Annotated in this window: 11 protein-coding genes and 2 pseudogenes; 7 read left to right on the top strand and 6 right to left on the bottom strand. The window is 65.6% G+C overall.

What is annotated here, in order from left to right:
- From AC1DT6_RS38720 to AC1DT6_RS38700, 5 genes and pseudogenes are all read right to left on the bottom strand, one after another.
- Nucleotides 1–150 (bottom strand): annotated as a pseudogene (locus tag AC1DT6_RS38720) (thiolase domain-containing protein); the annotation flags it as partial.
- A gap of 139 nt (nucleotides 151–289) precedes the next feature.
- A complete protein-coding gene (locus AC1DT6_RS38715) occupies nucleotides 290–1,843 on the bottom strand; it encodes a class I adenylate-forming enzyme family protein (protein ID WP_441636620.1) in 1,554 nt (517 codons plus the stop codon).
- A 312-nt stretch (nucleotides 1,844–2,155) separates the two neighbouring features.
- Entirely contained in the window at nucleotides 2,156–3,454 is a 1,299-nt protein-coding gene (tcuC, locus tag AC1DT6_RS38710) for an MFS transporter (RefSeq protein WP_441636618.1), read from the bottom strand.
- A 159-nt stretch (nucleotides 3,455–3,613) separates the two neighbouring features.
- Nucleotides 3,614–4,432 (bottom strand): crotonase/enoyl-CoA hydratase family protein, encoded by an 819-nt coding sequence (locus AC1DT6_RS38705; protein ID WP_441636616.1) that lies wholly within the window; start codon nucleotides 4,430–4,432, stop codon nucleotides 3,614–3,616.
- Between the two features lie 64 nt (nucleotides 4,433–4,496).
- Nucleotides 4,497–4,745 carry a DUF2917 domain-containing protein gene (locus tag AC1DT6_RS38700; RefSeq protein ID WP_441636615.1) on the bottom strand — a complete coding sequence of 83 codons (249 nt, stop codon included), beginning with the start codon at nucleotides 4,743–4,745 and terminating at the stop codon, nucleotides 4,497–4,499.
- 107 nt (nucleotides 4,746–4,852) lie between these two features.
- Between AC1DT6_RS38700 and AC1DT6_RS38695 the strand changes: the two genes are divergently transcribed.
- Both AC1DT6_RS38695 and AC1DT6_RS38690 read left to right on the top strand, forming a co-directional pair.
- Nucleotides 4,853–5,776: a LysR substrate-binding domain-containing protein gene (locus AC1DT6_RS38695; RefSeq protein ID WP_441636613.1), complete on the top strand. Its 924-nt coding sequence runs from the start codon at nucleotides 4,853–4,855 to the stop codon at nucleotides 5,774–5,776.
- Nucleotides 5,777–6,256: 480 nt separating this feature from the next.
- Entirely contained in the window at nucleotides 6,257–7,069 is an 813-nt protein-coding gene (locus tag AC1DT6_RS38690; RefSeq protein WP_441636611.1) for a hypothetical protein, read from the top strand.
- A gap of 149 nt (nucleotides 7,070–7,218) precedes the next feature.
- On the opposite strand, the gene AC1DT6_RS38685 is transcribed toward AC1DT6_RS38690, so the two are convergent.
- Nucleotides 7,219–7,608, bottom strand: coding sequence for a hypothetical protein (locus AC1DT6_RS38685; protein WP_441636609.1), 390 nt, complete (start codon nucleotides 7,606–7,608; stop codon nucleotides 7,219–7,221).
- Nucleotides 7,609–8,149: 541 nt separating this feature from the next.
- Here AC1DT6_RS38685 and AC1DT6_RS38680 point away from each other — a divergent pair.
- From AC1DT6_RS38680 to AC1DT6_RS38660, 5 genes and pseudogenes are all read left to right on the top strand, one after another.
- Entirely contained in the window at nucleotides 8,150–10,606 is a 2,457-nt protein-coding gene (locus tag AC1DT6_RS38680) for a filamentous hemagglutinin N-terminal domain-containing protein (RefSeq protein ID WP_441636607.1), read from the top strand.
- 47 nt (nucleotides 10,607–10,653) lie between these two features.
- The gene (locus AC1DT6_RS38675) at nucleotides 10,654–12,369 is read left to right on the top strand and encodes a ShlB/FhaC/HecB family hemolysin secretion/activation protein (RefSeq protein WP_477115490.1); all 1,716 of its coding nucleotides are present in this window, start codon (nucleotides 10,654–10,656) and stop codon (nucleotides 12,367–12,369) included.
- Nucleotides 12,370–12,386: 17 nt separating this feature from the next.
- A complete protein-coding gene (locus AC1DT6_RS38670; RefSeq protein WP_441636605.1) occupies nucleotides 12,387–13,193 on the top strand; it encodes a peptidylprolyl isomerase in 807 nt (268 codons plus the stop codon).
- Nucleotides 13,194–13,284: 91 nt separating this feature from the next.
- Nucleotides 13,285–14,442: pseudogene (locus AC1DT6_RS38665) on the top strand (two-partner secretion domain-containing protein); the annotation flags it as partial.
- A gap of 562 nt (nucleotides 14,443–15,004) precedes the next feature.
- The coding region (locus AC1DT6_RS38660) for a beta strand repeat-containing protein (protein ID WP_477115489.1) at nucleotides 15,005–18,552 on the top strand (3,548 nt) is incomplete at its 3' end.

Here is an 18,552-nt window from a genome sequence, read left to right as displayed (position 1 = left end):
ATAGCCATCCACGTCCTGCAGGCTGAGTCCTGCGTCCTCCAGCGCGCCCTTGGCGCACTCGGCGTGCAGTTGCGCGACGGTCTTGTCCGGTGCCTTGCGGGTCGGGTGCTCGTAGGCCCCGAYGATATATGCCTTGCCTTTGATGCTCATGGGTCTCCCTGGTTGTTCGGGGTACTTTGTTGTCCTGCAATCGTCGAATCAATGAAACATCGAATCATCGAATCATCGAACCGGCGAAATGATTAAAACAGATGCCTCGCGTTCTTGCTTGTCGCGGCGTGCTTCGCGTTCAGGGCGCGCGCCCGTACTGTTCGCGCAAGTCGCGCTTGAGCACTTTACCGATAGCGTTGCGCGGCAGTTCGTCCGTCAACACCAGTGCGGCAAGCCGCTGCATTTTTTCGAGCCGCCCGTTGACCCAGTCCAGCAGTCCGGCTGTATCGGACGTGGCGCCCGGCTGCAGCACCACGAAGGCCACCGGCGTTTCGCCCCAGCGCTCCGAGGGCACGCCGACCACGGCCGCGTCGGCGATGTCCGCATGTTCCAGCAATACCGCCTCGATATCGCTCGGATAGATATTGAAGCCACCCGAGATGACCATGTCCTTCTTGCGGTCCATCAGGACGAGAAAGCCGTCGGCATCGAAGTAACCGACATCGCCCGTGCGGATGAAGCGCTTGCCGGCGGCATCGAACCACTCGGCCTCCGCGGTCTTCTCCGGATGATTGTGGTAGCCGGACATCATCGCGGGCGAGTGCCCGACGATCTCGCCCGGCGTGCCGGCCGGCGCATCGGCCGGCAACTCCCGGCCATCGTCGTCCAGCAGCCGCATATCCGTATCCGCGGAAGGGCGCCCGACCGTGTGCAATTTGTCCGGATGTTCATGCGCGCGCAGCTCGCACCGCCCACCGCCCTCGGTCATGCCGTAGTACTCGATCAGCGCGCCGGGCCAGCGTGCCAGCACTTCAGCCTTCAGTGCGGCGGCGAAGGGCGCGCTGGTGCAAAACTTGTAGCGGAACGACGACAAGTCGGTGCGGGCGAAATCCGGGTGCGCCAGGATGCGCTGGTACTGCACCGGCACCAGCATGGTGTGGGTGACACGGTGCCTGGCCGCCAGTTCGAGATACTGGCCGGCGTCGAACTTGCGCATCAGCACCACGGTGCCGCCCAGCGACAAGGTGGGAAACAGGCTGACCAGCGTGGTGTTGGAGTACAGCGGGGTCGATAGCAGCGCCACGCTGTCGGGGCCGTAACCGCCCTGGGTGGCGCGCTGCACGTGCGACGAGCGCATGCCGAAGGGCTGGATGATGCCCTTGGGCACGCCGGTGGTGCCGGACGAGTAGATCAGGTTGAAGGGCCAGTCGGGCTGCACGTCGACGCTCGCCGGGCGCGCGTCCGGCGGTGCCAGCCACTCCGTGAAGGCCAGGCCCGCGCCGCTGTCGTCCAGCGCGATGCAAGGAATCCCGAGTTCGGCTTCCAGCCCTTGCAAGGCGCTGCGCGTGCCGGCGTCGATAAACAGCCGGCGCGCCCCCGAATCCTGCACCATGCCGCGCAGCGTCTCCGGGTTCAGGGCCGGGGACAGCGGCGCCACCGCCACGCCGGCGCGCAGGCTGCCGAGGAAGGCGGCGACGTATTCGATCGAGGTTGCCGCGCAGATGGCCACGGCCCCCCGCGCCGGCACACCATCGCGCTGCAGCGCGGCGGCGACGCGGTCGGCGAGCCGGTTCAGGCCGGCGAAGTCAATGCTGCGCTGGTCCAGCACCACGGCCGGGTGCCGCGGCCGTAGCGCGGCTTGAGCGTCGACCAAGGCGGCGAGGGGGGTGAAGTCAGTGCTTGTCGGTGACATAGGGCTGCCGTTGCGGCTCTCGGGGTGTTCCTGCTTATCGCGTGGCTGGCATGCTGCCTTGTTCTCGTGCCAGGCTGGCGGGCGCAATGCCGGGCGGGCGATGGCTTGCCCGCCGCGCCCGTGGCGCCCGCTGCAGGTACGGAGTGTCGCGCCTTGCGCCGGCTTCGACAATTTGGCTTTTTGGAAGAGGGGCTTGCCGGGAATGGTTGGTGCGGTGCACAAACGGCGCGAAAATGGTGCGGAAACGGTGCGGAAACGGTGCGCAAGGGGGCGGCGCTGCCAAATCATGCTGTTTGCGGCGCCTGATTGTCGTCAAAATGCCTTGGCCACGGGGCGCGCCTTGCGATACAGGATGATGGTGGCCAGCAACCCGCACGCAGCGGCAAAGGACATCCAGTAACCCGGCGCGGCCTTGTCGCCGGTGGCCTCGATCAGGTAGGTCGACACTGCCGGCGTAAACCCGCCGAACACGGCCGTGGCCAGGCTGTAGGCCAGCGAGAAACCCGCCACCCGCACCTCGACCGGCATCACCTCGGTCAGCGCCACCACCATGGCGCCGTTGTACATGCCAAAGAGGAAGGAGAGCCACAGCAGCACCAGCAGCATGCGTTCGAAGCTGGGCGCGCCGGCCAGCCACGATAGCGCGGGATAGGCTGTGGCCAGGGCGATCGCCGAAATCGCCAGCAGGATAGGACGGCGGCCGATGCGGTCGGAGAGCGCGCCGCCAACAGGCAGCCAGAGAAAGTTGGAGATGCCCACGCACAGCGTCACTGCCAGGCTGTCGGCGGTGCTGAGCTTGAGCACCGTCTTGCCAAAGGTCGGGGTATAGACGGTGATCAGGTAAAACGTGGTGGTGGTCATTGCCACCAGCAGCATGCCGGCCAGCACCGTGCGCCAGTTGCGCAGCATGGAATCGAATACCTCGCGCGTGCTGGGATGGTGCCGCCGGGCGCGGAACTCCACGGTTTCCTGCAACGAACGGCGCAGCACGAAAAGGAAAGGCACGATCAGGCAGCCGACAAAGAACGGAATGCGCCAGCCCCAGGCACCCAGTTCCTCGGCGGTCAGCCAGCGGTTCAGGCCAAAGCCGAGCCCGGCCGCCACGATGATGGCAATCTGCTGGCTGGCCGACTGCCAAGCGGTATAGAAGCCCTTGTGGCCCGGCGTTGCCATTTCAGCCAGGTAGACCGAAACGCCGCCCAGTTCGGCGCCCGCGGAGAAGCCCTGCAACAGGCGGCCGGTGAGCACCAGCAGCGGCGCCAGCAGGCCGATGGTGGCATAGCCTGGCACGAGGGCGATCAGGATGGTGCCGCTTGCCATGAGCGACAGCGTCACGATCAGTCCCTTGCGGCGTCCCACCTTGTCGATATAGGCACCCAGCATGATGGCGCCCAGCGGGCGCATCAGGAACCCCGCGCCAAACACGGCGAAGGTCAGCATCAGCGAGGCGAACTCGCTATTGGCCGGAAAGAAAGCGTGGGAGATATAGGTGGCGTAGAAGCCGAACAGGAAGAAGTCGAACTGTTCGAGGAAGTTGCCGCTGGTGACGCGCAGCACCGCGCCCAGTCTGGAGGAGTCGGGTGCGGCCGTGCCGGCCATCTCCGCTTGCATCGCCAGTCTCCTTTGGCACGCTGTCCCGGCCATCCGCCGCCAGAGGCGGATGGCCGGCCAGTTGGCCGCGCTTGTGCTGGTCAATATATGCGCTGCAAGCGGCCATTGCCAGCCCGGCGCGTGCCAGCGCCAGTGCTTCGCCACGGCCGGTACGCCCGCTCACGCCCCGCGAAACACCGCCGGACGCTTTTCGACGAAGGCGCGGCTGCCTTCGCGCGCATCGAGCGAACCCGCGGCGATCATGAACTGCATGGCTTCCACCGCCAGGCCTTCGTCGATCGGCAGGTTGATGCCCCGCGGGACCGCGCGCAGCGAGGCGGTGACGGCAATCGATGAATGCCGCGCAATCCGGTCGGCCAGCCGCAGGCAGGCGGGCAGCAGGTCAGCGGCATCCACTACCTGATTGACCAGGCCGAACCGCAGCGCGGCGTCCGCGTCGATGGGCTCGCCTGTCAGGATCATTTCATTGGCGCGCTTGCGGCCCACATGGCGCGGCAGGCGCTGGGTGCCGCCGAAGGTGGGCGGGAAGCCCAGCTTGATCTCGGGTTTGGCAAAGGTAGCGTGCCCGGCCGCGATGGCCAAGCTGCAGGCTTCCACGGTCTCGCAACCGCCGCCGAAAGCCAGGCCGTTGACCGCCGCGATGACCGGCTTGGGGAAGGCTTCGATGCGCCGCGTCATGGCCTGTCCCCGCTGCAGGAAGCTGCGCAGCGCCTGTTCCGGCGAAGCCGCGATGTCCGGCGCGAAGCCTGCAATGTCGGCGCCCGCGCTGAAGGCGCGCGTACCGCTGCCGGTAAGGATGACACAACGCACGGCAGGGTCGGCCTCAAGAGCATCGAGCCTGTCCATCAGCGCGTCGATGAGCGGATAGCTCAGGGCGTTAAGCTTGCCGGGGCGGTTCAGTGTCAACAATGCATGCTGGCCGAGTTGTTCATATTGCACCAGCTCTTTCGCGTTGGCCATGTCGGTAATATCGGTCATGTTTGCATCCCGTGGTTGTCCTCATTGTCTTGACTTCCGTGCTGGTGCAGGCGAGGTGAAATGGTCAGGCGGTTCCGCGAACGGCGATGCGTGCCGGGCGGCCGCGAAAGCTGGAAACAAAGACCACCGCCTCCCGCCCGGCGCAAAAGCGATCGCCGCAAGCCAGTATCGTGTCGCGCCCAGCCGCTTCCAGTGCGGCAGACTGCTGCGTGAGCCACACCATGCCCTCCGTGCAGATCAGGTAAGATCCCATTCCGAGCGGGATCCGCAGCGGGTCCGGGCCGAGGATCCAGTTGCCTTGCGTAGTGCTCACGATAGCCTCCTGGCGAGCGCGCCAATCTCTGGAGCGGTGCTTGCATTCTTGCCGGGAACCGCCAGGGCCGCCCGGAAGCTTTTTCATCAAGGGTATGCCTGGCCGTCATGTCAATCCTGAGCCGAGCCTCGACCAATGCGTTGCGCGCCATGTCGCTGGAAGCCCTGCGTGGCTTCGAATCCGCGGCGCGCCACCTGAGTTTCACCGCCGCCGCCGAAGAGCTTTGCATCACCCAATCGGCGGTCAGCAAACAGGTCAAGAGCCTGGAGGACGTGCTTGGCGCGGCGCTGTTCCTGCGCGGCGGCAAGGGCCTGAGCCTGACACCGGAAGGCCGCCAGCTGTTTGAGGCGGCGCGTTTGTCAATTGGCCAGCTGGGCGCCGCTATCGACCGCCTGCTTGCCGTCGACCGCATCTCCATCGCCGTCACCACCACGCCGTCGTTCGCCTCGCTCTGGCTGGTGCCCAAGCTGGCGCGATTCCAGGCGGCCGAGCCCGGCATCGACGTTCGCATCGATGCCTCGGAAGCGATGCTCAACCTCGAACGCGAAGGCATCGACCTCGCCATCCGGCTCAACGCGCATCCGCTTGGCCGGGACGATCCCCGCCCACTGCTGCAAGAGCGCCTGCTGCTGGTGGCCGCGCCGGCCGTGGCGGCACGCATTACGGAGGCGCGGCAGATCCTCGATACGCCTTTGCTGGTGTTCCATGACCCCGGCGCCCGCTTTGACTGGATGTCGTGGACACAGTGGTACCAGCGCCTGGGCCTGATGCGCTCGTCCAAGCAGGCGTGCCTGTATTTTTCGCAGTACGCGCATGTGCTGAATGCCGCCGCCCAGCAGGCGGGCATTGCGATAGGGCGTACGCCGATGGTGCTGCCGATGCTCAAGAGCGGGCAGTTGCAGGTGGTCCTGCCCGAGCATGTGGCAGAGGGCCCGACCTACCAGATTGTTGCGTCGAGCGTGGTGCGACCTGGGGTGGAGCGGTTTCGGGCCTGGCTTGAGATGGAGTTGGCGGGTGAAGTGATCGGGTGAGGGCGGATACGCGTGGCGGTAAAGGTGAGACAGCCGTTGGCGTAGCCGATTTTCGCAAGCGACGAAGCGCGCCGGTTTCCGAGGCGCGACTGGCGTCTTTCGAACGTGGATTGTTGAAGATCGGAAATTTCCGCAAATCCAATTAAGAATATTCGTATTACAGCCGGCGCCATTTCACAAAACCTGTCCGAATCGCAGCGCCCCAACTTGGCGGCGAGTGCAGGCGGATTGTGGATCAAGGCGTCAAGCCAGACTTCAGTGGGGTACTGGACGCCAACTTCGACGCCGATACCAACGAGACGCTGGTGATGCGCCTATCCCCGCCCCAATCCGGGGCTGCGGACGCGAGGGGCGTGAAAAGTCATGTCGATAATGGCGTCGCCATCTCACGTAGCTTGATTCACTTCCCCTTCCATCCGTGGGCACGGATGCGCCACCGGCAAAAAAGAGAACGCACCACGTGGTTAGGCAAGCCTCGCTATGAGGAATCTGGCCGAGGGTTGCCGCCAGCGCTGCGTTCGACGACGTAAATCAACAAGGAAAATCATGGGTCGTATCCGTCTTGCCGGGCTGTTCCTGGCGCTCAGTTTGCTGGCTGGTTGTGCTGTCGTGCAAAAGCCGATCCCCGCCTCCACGAAGCTCTTCGATGACCGGACGAGCACTGTGGCCGTGGCAGTGCAAAAGCTGCCGGAGCCCAACCACAGCATGGTCGGCGCGCAGGGGATTCTTGACTACGCGATCAACAAGGCCAACGCGCAGGCGATCGTGGAGCGTTTGCAGCGTCAGGATTTCTCCGTGGTGAAGGCGCTGCCGCAGGAATTCGCGAAGGGCCTGGAGTCGCGTCAGATCAAGGTCGTGCTGGTGCCTGAGCCGCTGGATATGGAGCAATTGAAGAAATTCACAGAAGGCTCCGGAGACGGCGTCGCCGAGATGGACTACCGGCCGCTGGCAAAACAATATGGTGCGGACCGGCTGCTGCTGGTGGCGCCGCGCTGGCTTGGCACGGCGCGCCAGTACTACGGCTTCATGCCGCTTGGCGCACCGGAGGGCTATGTTTCGCTCGTGGGCCAGCTGATCGATCTGCGCACCAACCGGCTGCAATGGTATGAGCCGGTACGGGTCCACACGCCCGTGACCGGCGAATGGGACGAGGCGCCGGAATATGCCAACCTGATGAAGTCGGTGGACGAGAGCACGCAAGCCGCTGTTTCCAGGCTGCGCGCGGCGTTCTTTATGGAGCAGGTGACGAAAGCAGCGGCTGCCGGTGTTTCGGCAGCCCCGGTAGTGCGATAAACACTGGCATATTGGCGCGCGCCCCCTGGCAGGCTGGCAGGGGGCGTCTTGCCGGATGAGCCGCGGTGCATCGCGGCTGGGTTGGCGGCTGTGATGCGCAATACGTCAAGCCAGACTTTGGTGGGGTGTCGTGCGCGCATTCATGGCCGTTATCCGACTTGGATTAAAAGAATGCAGAAGTGCAAGTCCAATAATCCCGATGATGCAATCTGTTGTCTATGTTGAATATTCTTCGATTTTGCGTTTTGCATATCCAAAAAAATCTGATGATTTTGATATTTTTTTAAAATAACTATCCACGTTCCGAGTTTTCCTGCCTCTGCGCCACTCGATTCATCTGATGCATCGGTAAAGTGAACGTAATGGTGCTCTCCCGGGTTGCAAGCGATCGAATTATTAACCCCGAATAAAAGTGCCGAAATTGTCAGGAATTTTGCCGTGAACGACAATGTATCCTGCCACATTATCAGAATTCCTAATGCATAACGACGACTTCTTCCGAGTAAGCGCAATTTCATTCCATGGAAAGTAGTGGTCATCGTGAGTGTAACTGCGGATTTCCTTCCTCGACAGCCTAGCAGGATGCGCGGACATAGTCAGGCTCATTGTCCTTCGGCTGATAATTAATGAGGATGTAGAGGTCCGGGGATGTATGCAGGATGTGCCCGCACGGGAACAGGCGTTGCGGCTTGCACGTGTCTTCAAGATGCTCTCGCCCTATGGATTGGTTGTTGTGTGCATGTGCATGGCCACTTCTTTGCACCAAATTCCACAACCAGTCAATCAGACAAGTCCTAAGATCGAATTGTTAAATTTATCAAAATAAGACAAATCCGATATTCAGCGTTTCGCGATCCTGCTAGTGTTTCGCCCTGATCCAGTGCGGCGGACGCGAATCGCTGTTGGCACCATCCATTTGGTATTAGCGCCTCCAGCCTGACCACGGCCCTGTCCGCGCAGCCATTCAACGGGGCGCATGAAGTGCAGCAGGCAGGAAATTGGGCAAGACCATTCGTCGATCTTGGGAACACATCCGCACGTGGGCCTCGCTTGCGCTTGGCCGCTATCGCGGCTAGCACAATGTTTGCCACCACCTGGAGCCTGGCTGGCGGGGTCACGCCAGACGGCGGCACTGTCACAACTGCGGCGACCGGTGCCAATGGCCGTATCACCGTGGGCGTCGCACAGGCGGTGGGTGGCGTCTCCACCAATACCTATCGCGACTTCAACGTGCCCCGGGCCGGCGTGGATCTCGACAACAACGCGGCGCACGCCCGGACGATCCTTAATCAGGTAACCAGCACCAATCCTTCCATTCTGGAAGGGCCATTGAGCGTGCTGGGGCCGCGCGCCAATGTCATTCTGGCCAATCCCAACGGGATCAGCGTAAATGGCGCGTCGGTGCACAACATTGGCAATCTCGCGCTGACCACCGGGCAGGTATCGTTCAACGATTTCACGGCGGCCAACGGCCAGCTCCAGCGCAATGTGGTTCTCAACACCAGCGCGGGTGCGATCGAGATCGGCCCGGAAGGGCTGTCCGGCACCTTGCTCAACCTTGAACTGGTGGCCAAGCAGATCCGCATTGAGGGCAAGCTCGAGAATCTCTTCGACGACGCCAATGCCCGCATCCGGGCCGTGGCCGGAACCAGCCGGGCAGAGATCGATACCAGCGTTTCTCCCACGGACAATCTGAGCAAGTGGATCAGCTATTCCGCCCCCGCCCTGAATGCCGGACAAGGGATCGCGCTGGACATTACTGCGGCGGGCAGCCTTAGTGCCGGCCGTATCGAACTCCTGGTGACCGATCAGGGTGCCGGCGTTCGTCACGCCGGCGCTGCCTACGCTACGGCGGGTGACTTCATCGTGTCCGGCACGGGCGACTTGCAACTGGCGTCGGGCAGGATCGGGGCCAGGCAGGACGTGCTGGTCGGCAGYGGCGGCCTGACGGGTACCGGCAGCATCGATGCGGGCCGCAACCTGCAGGTCATCTCGGACCGCGTCAGCCTGACTGGCTCAGCCCTGAGCGCAGGCACCCGTTCGACGGGCGATCTTGTTATTGGCGCAACGGGCCAGGTACACAGCCAGCCGATCCAGCTGACGGACTCGACACTGAAGGCAACAGGCGGCATCGGCTTGTTCGATGCCGGCGCTGGCCTTTCGTTGAACGGCACGCAGGCGACCGCGGCGGGCAACCTGCTGGTCGCTGCGAGGCTACTTCAGACTACCCGGGCCGGCTCGCGCAGCGCGCTGGTTTCCCGAGGCGGCGTGGTCACGATCCAGGCCGATGCCGCCGCGCTTTCCGGCACCAATGTCGACGGCATGGCAGGCACTGGCATGCTGGCGCAGAGCCTGGTCTTGCAGGATGCTGTTGTGCGTTCCACCGGAGGCGGAATCAGGATCACCGCCGCGGCGGACTACGCCCAGCATGACAGCAGCCTGTTGGCGGCGACCGATATCCGCGTCCATGGCGGGACGGTCTTGCTGGATTCCGTTGCCACGCAATCCTCGGTGATCGCTACCGGGGGCGGGGTGGTCATGCAATCCGACGGCGATCTGCGCAATACATGCGCCCGGATCGAGGGCCGGACGCGCATGGCGGACGATACAGCTTCGGCCGGTGCCGTCACCATACGAGCGGGGGGCAGCATGTTCAACACGTCGACTCCGCAAATGCTCGGCATCGTCTTCGGCGTCGATGACGATGTCGTGGTGCAGGCCGGCGCCGATGTGATCAACCGCCACGCCCGCATGATTTCAAACGGCTACCTGAACGTGCGAGCCGCAGGTGATCTTGTCAACGACATCACCAAGCAGGCCGGCGCCAATGACGAACAGCGCGCCTTCTACGCCGCCTCCGGCAAGCGTTGGCTGGTGCTGTCCACGCAGACAGCGGGTTTCGATATCGACTATGGCCACGCGGACCAGCCGGGACAGCTTGCCTATCTGAAGGCGGACAAAGGCATGACGCTGTCCGGCAGGAACGTGATCAACCGGGGCGGGGAGTTCCAGGTCGACAGCGGCAACCTCGCCATCCGCGCCGCCGATACGTTCCGCACGGAGGGCGTGCCTACCGGCAGCGCGCACTATTCCCGTTCCTGCCTGATCGTCTGCCGCACCTCGGCATCGTCCACGACCACGGTGCTTGGCGGACTGCTGTCCGCCAGCGGCAATATCGATATCCACGCAGGAAAGGTGGCCGCGAACCTGGGCGGCCGCGTATGGGCGATGGGAGACCTTACGGTCACCGCGCCAGTAACCTATGCCACCGGCATCACGGGTTACACCGCGATCGCGCGCGACCGCGGCTTCAAGGCCTTCTTCGGCGATACGTGGGCACGGCTCTACGCGATGGACGTCGGCGGCAGCTGGATGGCCGCGGCCAGGACGCGTATCGTGGGCGACACCGTGACCGACGGCGGTAGCTTCGAAGGCGACGTGTCGCTCGCCGGCACCGCTACCGTGATCCGCCCCCGCCAGCGCGATCCCGTCGCCATCGAGAATCATCTCGGCCTCACTTCCTGGTTCTGGCGGTGATCGTGCACGGGTTCAAATCGTTCCCCCATGCCATCGCGGCAGCCGCGATGCTGCTCGCCTCCATGCCGGCACTAAGCCAGCTGTCACCGGGCCCGGTACCGGTACCCGTTCCGGAGGATCCCGCCCAGCGCCTGCTGCGCGAGCAACGCCAGCGGGATCTGGAGCGCGAGGCGACCCAGCCGCCGGCACAGATCGAGGTTCAGCCTTTGCTGCCGTCGGACGCCCCGGTCGAAGCGGTACCGGAATCCTCCACCACCTTTGTGATCCAGCGCATCCAGGTGCAGGGCAACACGGTCCTCCCTGATAGCGATGTCGGCGCCATCACGGCGCCGTTCCTGGGAAAGCCGCTCGGTACCAATCGGATCAACCTGCTATTGCGGCGTTTTACCGAGGCCTTCGTTGCCAAGGGCTACATCACCACCCGCGCCTACCTGGGGGAGCAGAACCTTGCCACTGGCGTACTGGTCGTGACGGTGGTGCCGGGCAAGCTCGAATCGATCCAGCTTAACGGGCGCGCCATCCGGCCCGCCAGTTCCAGCTTGTTCGACACGATGGGTGGGGGACTGGTCACAGATGCCGGCACTGCCTGGCAGTTCCCGGCGCCGGGTGACACCGTGCGGCTGCAGGATCTGGAGCAGGGCGTCGACCAGATCAACCGGCTGCGCCGCAATCGTGCCGAACTGCAGATCCTGCCCGGCCAGACACCGGGCAGTTCCGTCGTGGCACTGGCCAACCAGCCCGGCGACCGGTTCCGTTTCAATGCCGGGGTAGACAACTACGGCAGCCGTACAACTGGGATCTCGCGCACGCGGCTCGGGCTGGACGCTGACAATGCCCTGGGCTTCCAGGAGGCGTTTTCAGCCAGCTACATCGGCACGGCGGATACCAACGCCGCGGTGCTGTCCGCCGCGGTGCCGTTTGGCTACAACACCTTCAGCTATACCGGCTCGATCTCGGAGTACCAGAGCGTCATTGGCGACACGGCGCTGCTGTACGGCCGCAGCTTTGGCCACACCCTGGGCTGGAACCACGTGCTCACCCGCGACAAGACCGGCCGGCAAGCCGTCGACCTGACGCTTRCCTACCGCAAGAGCGAGCGGGAGATCAACAACCTTCAACTGGATCCGCAACGCCTCACCGTACTGCGGGCGGCCTGGAGCGGCCTGCGCCGTTTCGCCGCCAATGGGCAGCCGGGCTACGTCACGGCCGAAGCAGGCGTGTCACGGGGTTTGCCTTCCATCAATGCAACCCGGGATCCGGCCGACATCCGCCCGGAAGAGGCACATGCGCAATTCACGAAGCTGGATGCCAACGCCACGCTGCAACTGCCATTGCCGCTTGTTTTCGATCGCGCTCAGCTGGCCTGGCGGGCGCAGCTCGTTGGCCAGTGGGCCAATGTCGCGCTGTTCGGCTCGGAGCAGATCTATGCGGGCGGCATGAGCACCGTGCGCGGCTTCCGGGAAGGTGTGATCGCGGGCGATCGGGGCGCCTACCTGCGCAACGAGCTGGCATGGGCCAATGCGCCCGCGCTGGCCGGCATGCGCATGGAGCCATATGTGTTTCTCGACGGCGGCCAGGCCCAGTACGTAGCGACGCGCCGCTGGCAGTCCGTCGCTGGGGCCGGCGCCGGACTGCGCGTGTCGGCCCAGTGGGCCAGGCAAACCTTTACCAGTGAACTGCTGCTGGGCGTGCCGCTCGCACAACCCGCCTACCTGGGGGCAAAGGCAACGCTCCTGCTCGCCACCTTTAACTGGACCTATTGATCTTCAAGGACCTTGTCATGCAAATACAACTCAGCCGTCTCCTTGTCACCACCGCGCTGGCGCTGGGCCTGCATGCCGCTCACGCGGCTTCGGTCAACGGGGTCGCCGTTACCGAAGAGCAGATCACGCGGGCGTTGCAGCTGATGGGTCTCCCCGATGCGCCGCAGGCACGCGACGTGGTCAAGCAGCAATTGATCGCCCGTGAACTGTTCCGCCAGGAAGCCGCCAGGGACAAGGGGCTGGAAGCGCGCCCCGACGTGCAGCAGGCCCTGCGCGAGGCCAGGAACAATATCCTGACCCAGGCCTGGCTCAAGGACCATATCAAGCCCGCGCCCGTCACCGACGAGCAGGTGAAGGCGCGCTACAACGCCATCGTGGCAAGCCTTGGCGACAAGGAATACAAGGGCCGCCTGATCGAGGTGACCGACGACGAAGCCGCCGCCGCGGCCCTGGCGCGCATCAGGAGCGGCGAAGACTTCGCCAAGGTGGCCCAGGCAGTGAGCCTCGCGCCATCCAAGGGCAGCGGTGGCGCCATGGACTGGACCAGCTTCAAGACGCCGGCGCAGGAGGGACAGACCCAGAACCTGCCGTTGCCGCTGGCCCAGGCACTTTCCACATTGCCTGCCGGTGCGGTGAGCGCCGCGCCCATTACCTGGAACAACCGCCGCTTCCTCGTCAAGGTCGACGAGGTGCGGGCGACCCAGGTACCGGCCTACGAAGCGGTCAGGCCGGGCATCCAGCAAGCGCTGCAGGCCCAGGAACTGGAGCGCGCCACTGCCGCGCTGGTCACCCGGTTGCTATCGAAGGCCAGGATCACCCAGTAAGGCCAATCGCCGCCCACGATCGTCGGCGGTCCTGCCGCCACCCAGACGCATCAAGCATCAAGCAATAAGCAAAGCATCGTCAGGACTCACCATGTATCGCGACCGACCGGACACGCAGCCCGAGTGCAACCCGCAATATCCGCAAGCGGCAGACGCCGGCATGCCCGACGCCTCCATGGCGGATCGGGGGCGCCGCAGTGTGCCGGCACGCGCGGTCGCGGGCCTGCTTGCGCTGACCTTGTGGGTCGGGCCGATGCAGGTCACCCTGCAGCAGGCGCAGCAGGCAGCAGGCGTGCTGGCAGCCGGCGCGGTCGAACTGGAGGCTCCGGCGATTCACGCGGCCGCCGTCCGTCAAAGCCTGTTGCGCTGGGCGGTTGCACACCTGCCGGTGACGGCCAGCTTCGGTCCGACGGCAGCCTATGCGGCGCCGGTCACGGACCCGAGCGCGCCCTTGCGCTTCACACCGTCGATCACCACCACCACGGGGCCGGGCGCACCTCAGGGCGGCGTCCCCGTCGTGGGCATCACGACGCCCAACGCGCAAGGCATTTCGCTGAACCAGTACCGGTCCTTCGTGGTGGACCCGATCGGCCTCATCCTGAACAACAGCACGGTTGGCGGCGGCACCTTCCTCGGTGGCCAGGTCGGCGCCAACGGCAATCTCGCCGCGTCCGGGCCGGCCAGCCTGATCATCAACCAGGTGACCAGCCAGACGCCCGCGCAGATCAACGGCACGGTGGAAGTGTTCGGTGCGCCGGCGGGGCTGGTCATCGCCGCCCCCGGCGGGGTCTACACCAGCGGGGCGGGCTTTACCAACACCACCCAGGTAACACTCACCACCGGCACGCCACAGTTCCTGTCCGCCGCCGGCACCCCGACCAGCTTCGATGCCGCGGCGGCGGCCGGCTTCCTGGTGCAAGGCGGGCGCGTGCAGATTGCCAACCCCGCACCGGGCAATGCCAATGGCGTCGGCATCGAAGGCACCGTCGGCAATATCAACCTGATCGCCGAATCGATCGGCGTGGACGGCGCGCTCCATGCCGGCAACCAGATCAACCTGGTGGCGGGGCGCCAACTGGTGACGCCTGCGGGAAGCAGCTTCAGCACCGCCGCCGCCGGACCGAACAACGCCGCCACCAACACCACGGCTGCCAACGGCCTGGCAATCGACGCGACGGCCTTCGGCGCCATGACGGCTGGCCAGATCCAGATCGTCAGCACCGCGGCAGGGGTCGGCGTGCGGGCGGACGGCAATCTTGCCGCATCGGCCAGTCACCTGACGCTTGATTCCGCGGGCAACCTCAAGGTCGGCAATACCTACGCCAAGGAAAGCGTTGCCATTGCCGCTGCCGGAGCCGTTACCGCTTCGGGCAATGGCCACGGCGAGGCCGGATACAGCGTCAAGGCTGGCCAGGATGTGACGCTCGGCGGCACGCTGGAATCGGGCAAGGCGGTATCGGTAACCGCCGGCGGCTCGATCAGCGGCGCCGGTGGCGTGACAGCGCAGGAATCCGTAGCCCTGGTTGCGGGCGGCAGCGTGGATGTCGGCGGCGCGGTCAATGGTGCCCGGATCGCGATCCAGGCGGCGGGCAACGATGGCAAGGGCGACATCCGGCTAAAGGGCGACATTACCTCGCCCGGCCAGATCCAGCTCGATGCCGCGCGGGATACCACCATCGACGGCAACGCGGTATCGGCCGGCGACCTGAACCTGGCTACCCGGCGCAACCTGACCATCAACGGCGAGGCGGGCAGCACTGGCGGCAACGTGGCGTTGACCGGCGTCACCGGCAGCGTGACCACCACGGGCAATGTGGTATCCCCCCGGCACGCTGGCGGTCACGGCGGGCACGGATGCCAATCTCGGCGGCCAGGTATTGGCGTCCAAGGCCGTCGCCGTGACCGCGCAGGGCGGCAGCATTACCACCAGCGGCCAGATTGGCACCAATGCCGACCTCAGCCTCACCGCCGCGCAAAACGTCACGGTTGGCGGCCAGGCGCAGAGCGCTGGCAAGACCACGATCACCGCGACCGCTGGCAGCGCCAGCATCGACGGCGCGCTCACCAGCGACGGGGATGCCGTGATCGCGGCAGGGCGGGATGCAACGGTGGCTGGCAACCTGAGCAGCGGCTGCACGGCCAGCCTGTCGGCCTCCGCGGGCTCGGCCACGGTGAGTGGCACGCTGAGCAGCGTGGGCCATGCCAGCCTGAGCGGCGGGCAGGATGTCGGCCTCGCCGGCCGCGTGCTGACCGGCGGCAATCTGGTGGCGAGCGCGGGCAAGACCCTGAGCGCGGGCCAGCTGACATGGGTGGGCGGCAATGCCACCTTGCGCGGCAAGAATGTCCGTGTGGGCTCGGCGCCGGGTCAGGTCAATGGCGTTGACGGCACGCTCGATGCGGCTGCCAGCCAGAGCCTGGTCTTGACTGGCGACACCACCGCTGGCAGCGCCATGCTCGCGGGCCAGTCGGTTGCCAACAGCGGCGCGACGATTGCCAGGCAGCAACTCGTTGTCAACGGCAACGCGGTAAGCAATACCGGGACCCTGGCAGGCAATCAGCTTAGCCTGGGTTCGGCCAGCCTGGTCAACCGCGGCACCATTGGCGGCGCGAACGTCAACGTCACCGCCACTGGCGGCCTGGACAACGCGCAGGGCCTCGTCGCCGGCACCCGGACCCTTGCCGTCACGGCTGGCGCGCTGACGGGCAATCAGGGCGGCACCCTCTTCGCCGGGGACCTGAGCGGGAAAAATCCCATCGTTGGCGACCTGACCTTCACCGTCACGGGTGGCAACGGCAGTTTCAACAATGCCGCTGGCCAACTACTGGCGGGCAACAACCTGACGCTCAACGCGCCGAACCAGGTATTCGATCCGTCCGCCGCCACTACCGGTTCCCTGAACGCCAACGGCACGCTGACCCTGGCGGCGCTGGCGATCAACAACACCGGCACCTGGAACGTGCAGGGCGGCAAGGCCGTACTCAACGCCAGCCAGGGCATCACGAACTCAGGGACCATCCAGAAGGCCGGCGAACTGTCATTGGCTACCGGCGGCACGCTGACCAATAGCGGCCAGATCGTGGGCGGCAGCAGGCTTTCCCTGTCCGCCGGGGCGCTCGCGAATACAGGGACGGTACATGCCAATGGCGATCTTGCGCTGCATGGCAACGTAAGCAACGGCGGCACGGTCGAGTCGCTGGGCAATATCGCCGTCACGGGCGGCGACTACGACAACCGCGGCGGCACCACGCAAGCCAATGGCGACCTCAAGTTCGATATTGGCGGCACGCTCAACAACATCGGCAGCGTGCTCGGGGCCAACGGCAACCTGCATATCGCCGCCGGCGCGGTCATCAACGACCGCACCGCGCCCCTGGATGCGGGCAGTTTCACCACCAAGGTTGTCAACGACGGCCTGCTCAAATCCACCATCATCGGCAGTTATTCGCCCTGGCTGCAAGGGGGAAGCTGTGACAATTGCGCCGCCTATGTATCAGGCGCACCGATCGACATCACGCTGGCCGACGTCACGCGCAATCCGGATGGCACCGTGTTGCTGGTCCTGGGCGAAGAGATCATTCCCTCGAACGGCGACCAGCAACTCAGGCAGGCACTCTGGCACGTGATTCCGGGCATCCCTGGCCGGGACAGCGTGCCGGTATCGCTGCTGAACTCGGGCAGCGTGCGCCATATCGGCGGGGTGCCTACCGTCGATCATACGGTGGTACGGCAATCCGACGGCCCCGCCGGCCAGATCATCAGCGGCGGCAGCCTCGACATTACCGCCGCATCCCTTTCCAACAAGGGCGGCGTGATCTCCGCCGTCAAGGATGTGACGCTGCATGTCGGCGCCCTGGACAACAGCCGGTCTGCGACGCTGATCAACAGCGTGGCCGACACGGTGAACCAGGGCGAGCTGTCGGCGTTCATGGCGCAGCTCACGGCACTGACGAAGGACAGCACCAACGCCTACGGCCCCGGGCCGCTGGTCTACGGCACGCCGCCAAGCATGGCCGCCTGCGACTCGTGCACAGCGCCGCCCCCGTGGTCGCCCATCGCGCTCGGGCAGACGGTCGCCGGCACGCAAGCGGGCGCGCCGGGCCAATCCACGGTCAGCCAGCAGCTTGGCAAAGCCGGCCAGATCACAGCCGGCGGCAACCTGAGCCTGAATGGCACCGGCGACCTGACCAACGCCGGCGATCTCGCCGCCGCCGGCAAGGTCGCGATCACCACGCGTGGCACCTTCACCAACCAGGGCACTTACGACCGCAAGGTCACCAGCACACCCGGCTGTCTTCCGGGGGCCGCAAGTTGCCCGGGCGACAGCGCCCCCCACTATCAAACGCTGGCGTGGCAGCAGACGCCCAGCACGGTGGCCGCCGGCAACACCCTCACCATCAGTGCGGCCAACATCCAGAATCTGCACGGCACGCTAGCCGCGCGGGGCGATGTCAAGCTGACGGCTGGCAACAGCGTCATCAACCAGGCCGGCGCCATCCAGTCGCTGTCCGGCGACGTCTCGGTGACCGCGCCCACCCTGGTCAACAAGGCCATGGACCCGGTGAGGCTGCGCAAGAGCTACGGCAGCACCAATCCGAGCTACGCCGGCGGCTGCAACCCGGGCGGCACCCACGGCAACAGCCAATGCGAGGCGGACGAAGACAGCGCGGCCGGGCCGGCGGCGGTCATCACCGCCGCGCGCGACGTCCGGCTCAGCGGCGGCACGCTGGCCAACCACGGCGGCCTGATCAGCGGCGGGCAGGACGTGACCGTGCGGATGAGCGGAGCGGTCGACAACAACAGCATCGCGCTGAACGCCGACTGGATCGGGCGCTGGCAGGAAGACCGCAGCGGCGGAGACCGCTGGCATGACACCGGGGGCCGCTCCGTCCTCGGCAGCCTTGAATCCGGCATCCAGGCAGGCCGCGCGCTGGCCGTCACGGCAGGCGGGCAGGTGCTCAACACCGGCAACCTGATGGGCAACACGGTCGACCTGACCGGCGCCGCCCTCGCCAACGGCTATACCAGCCCGTCCCAGCCCACGCCGCCCTCCACCGGCGCGCAGCAAGTGATCCCGCTGGGCCCGGTAGCGGCGCCCGGCGGCGCGGTCCCGGCCGCCACGCCGGTGGACAACCCGACCAGGCCGTGGCAGTTCAACCCGGTCATCGTTACCACGCCGGCTGCGCCGGACACGGGCGGCAAGCAAACGGTCGACTGGCACTTCAACGCCAACCTGGGCGGCAATCCGGTCACCGCGCCCGGCACCAGCATCGACCGCGCGCAGTACCTGAACCACAGCCCGGCCGTCGCGGTGCTGGCCGGCGTGACGCCCGACAGCCTGCTGGCGCAGTTGCCGGCCGC

This window comes from Cupriavidus sp. 01L45 (assembly GCF_056399885.1).
This window is presented reverse-complemented; position numbering and strand designations above follow the sequence as displayed.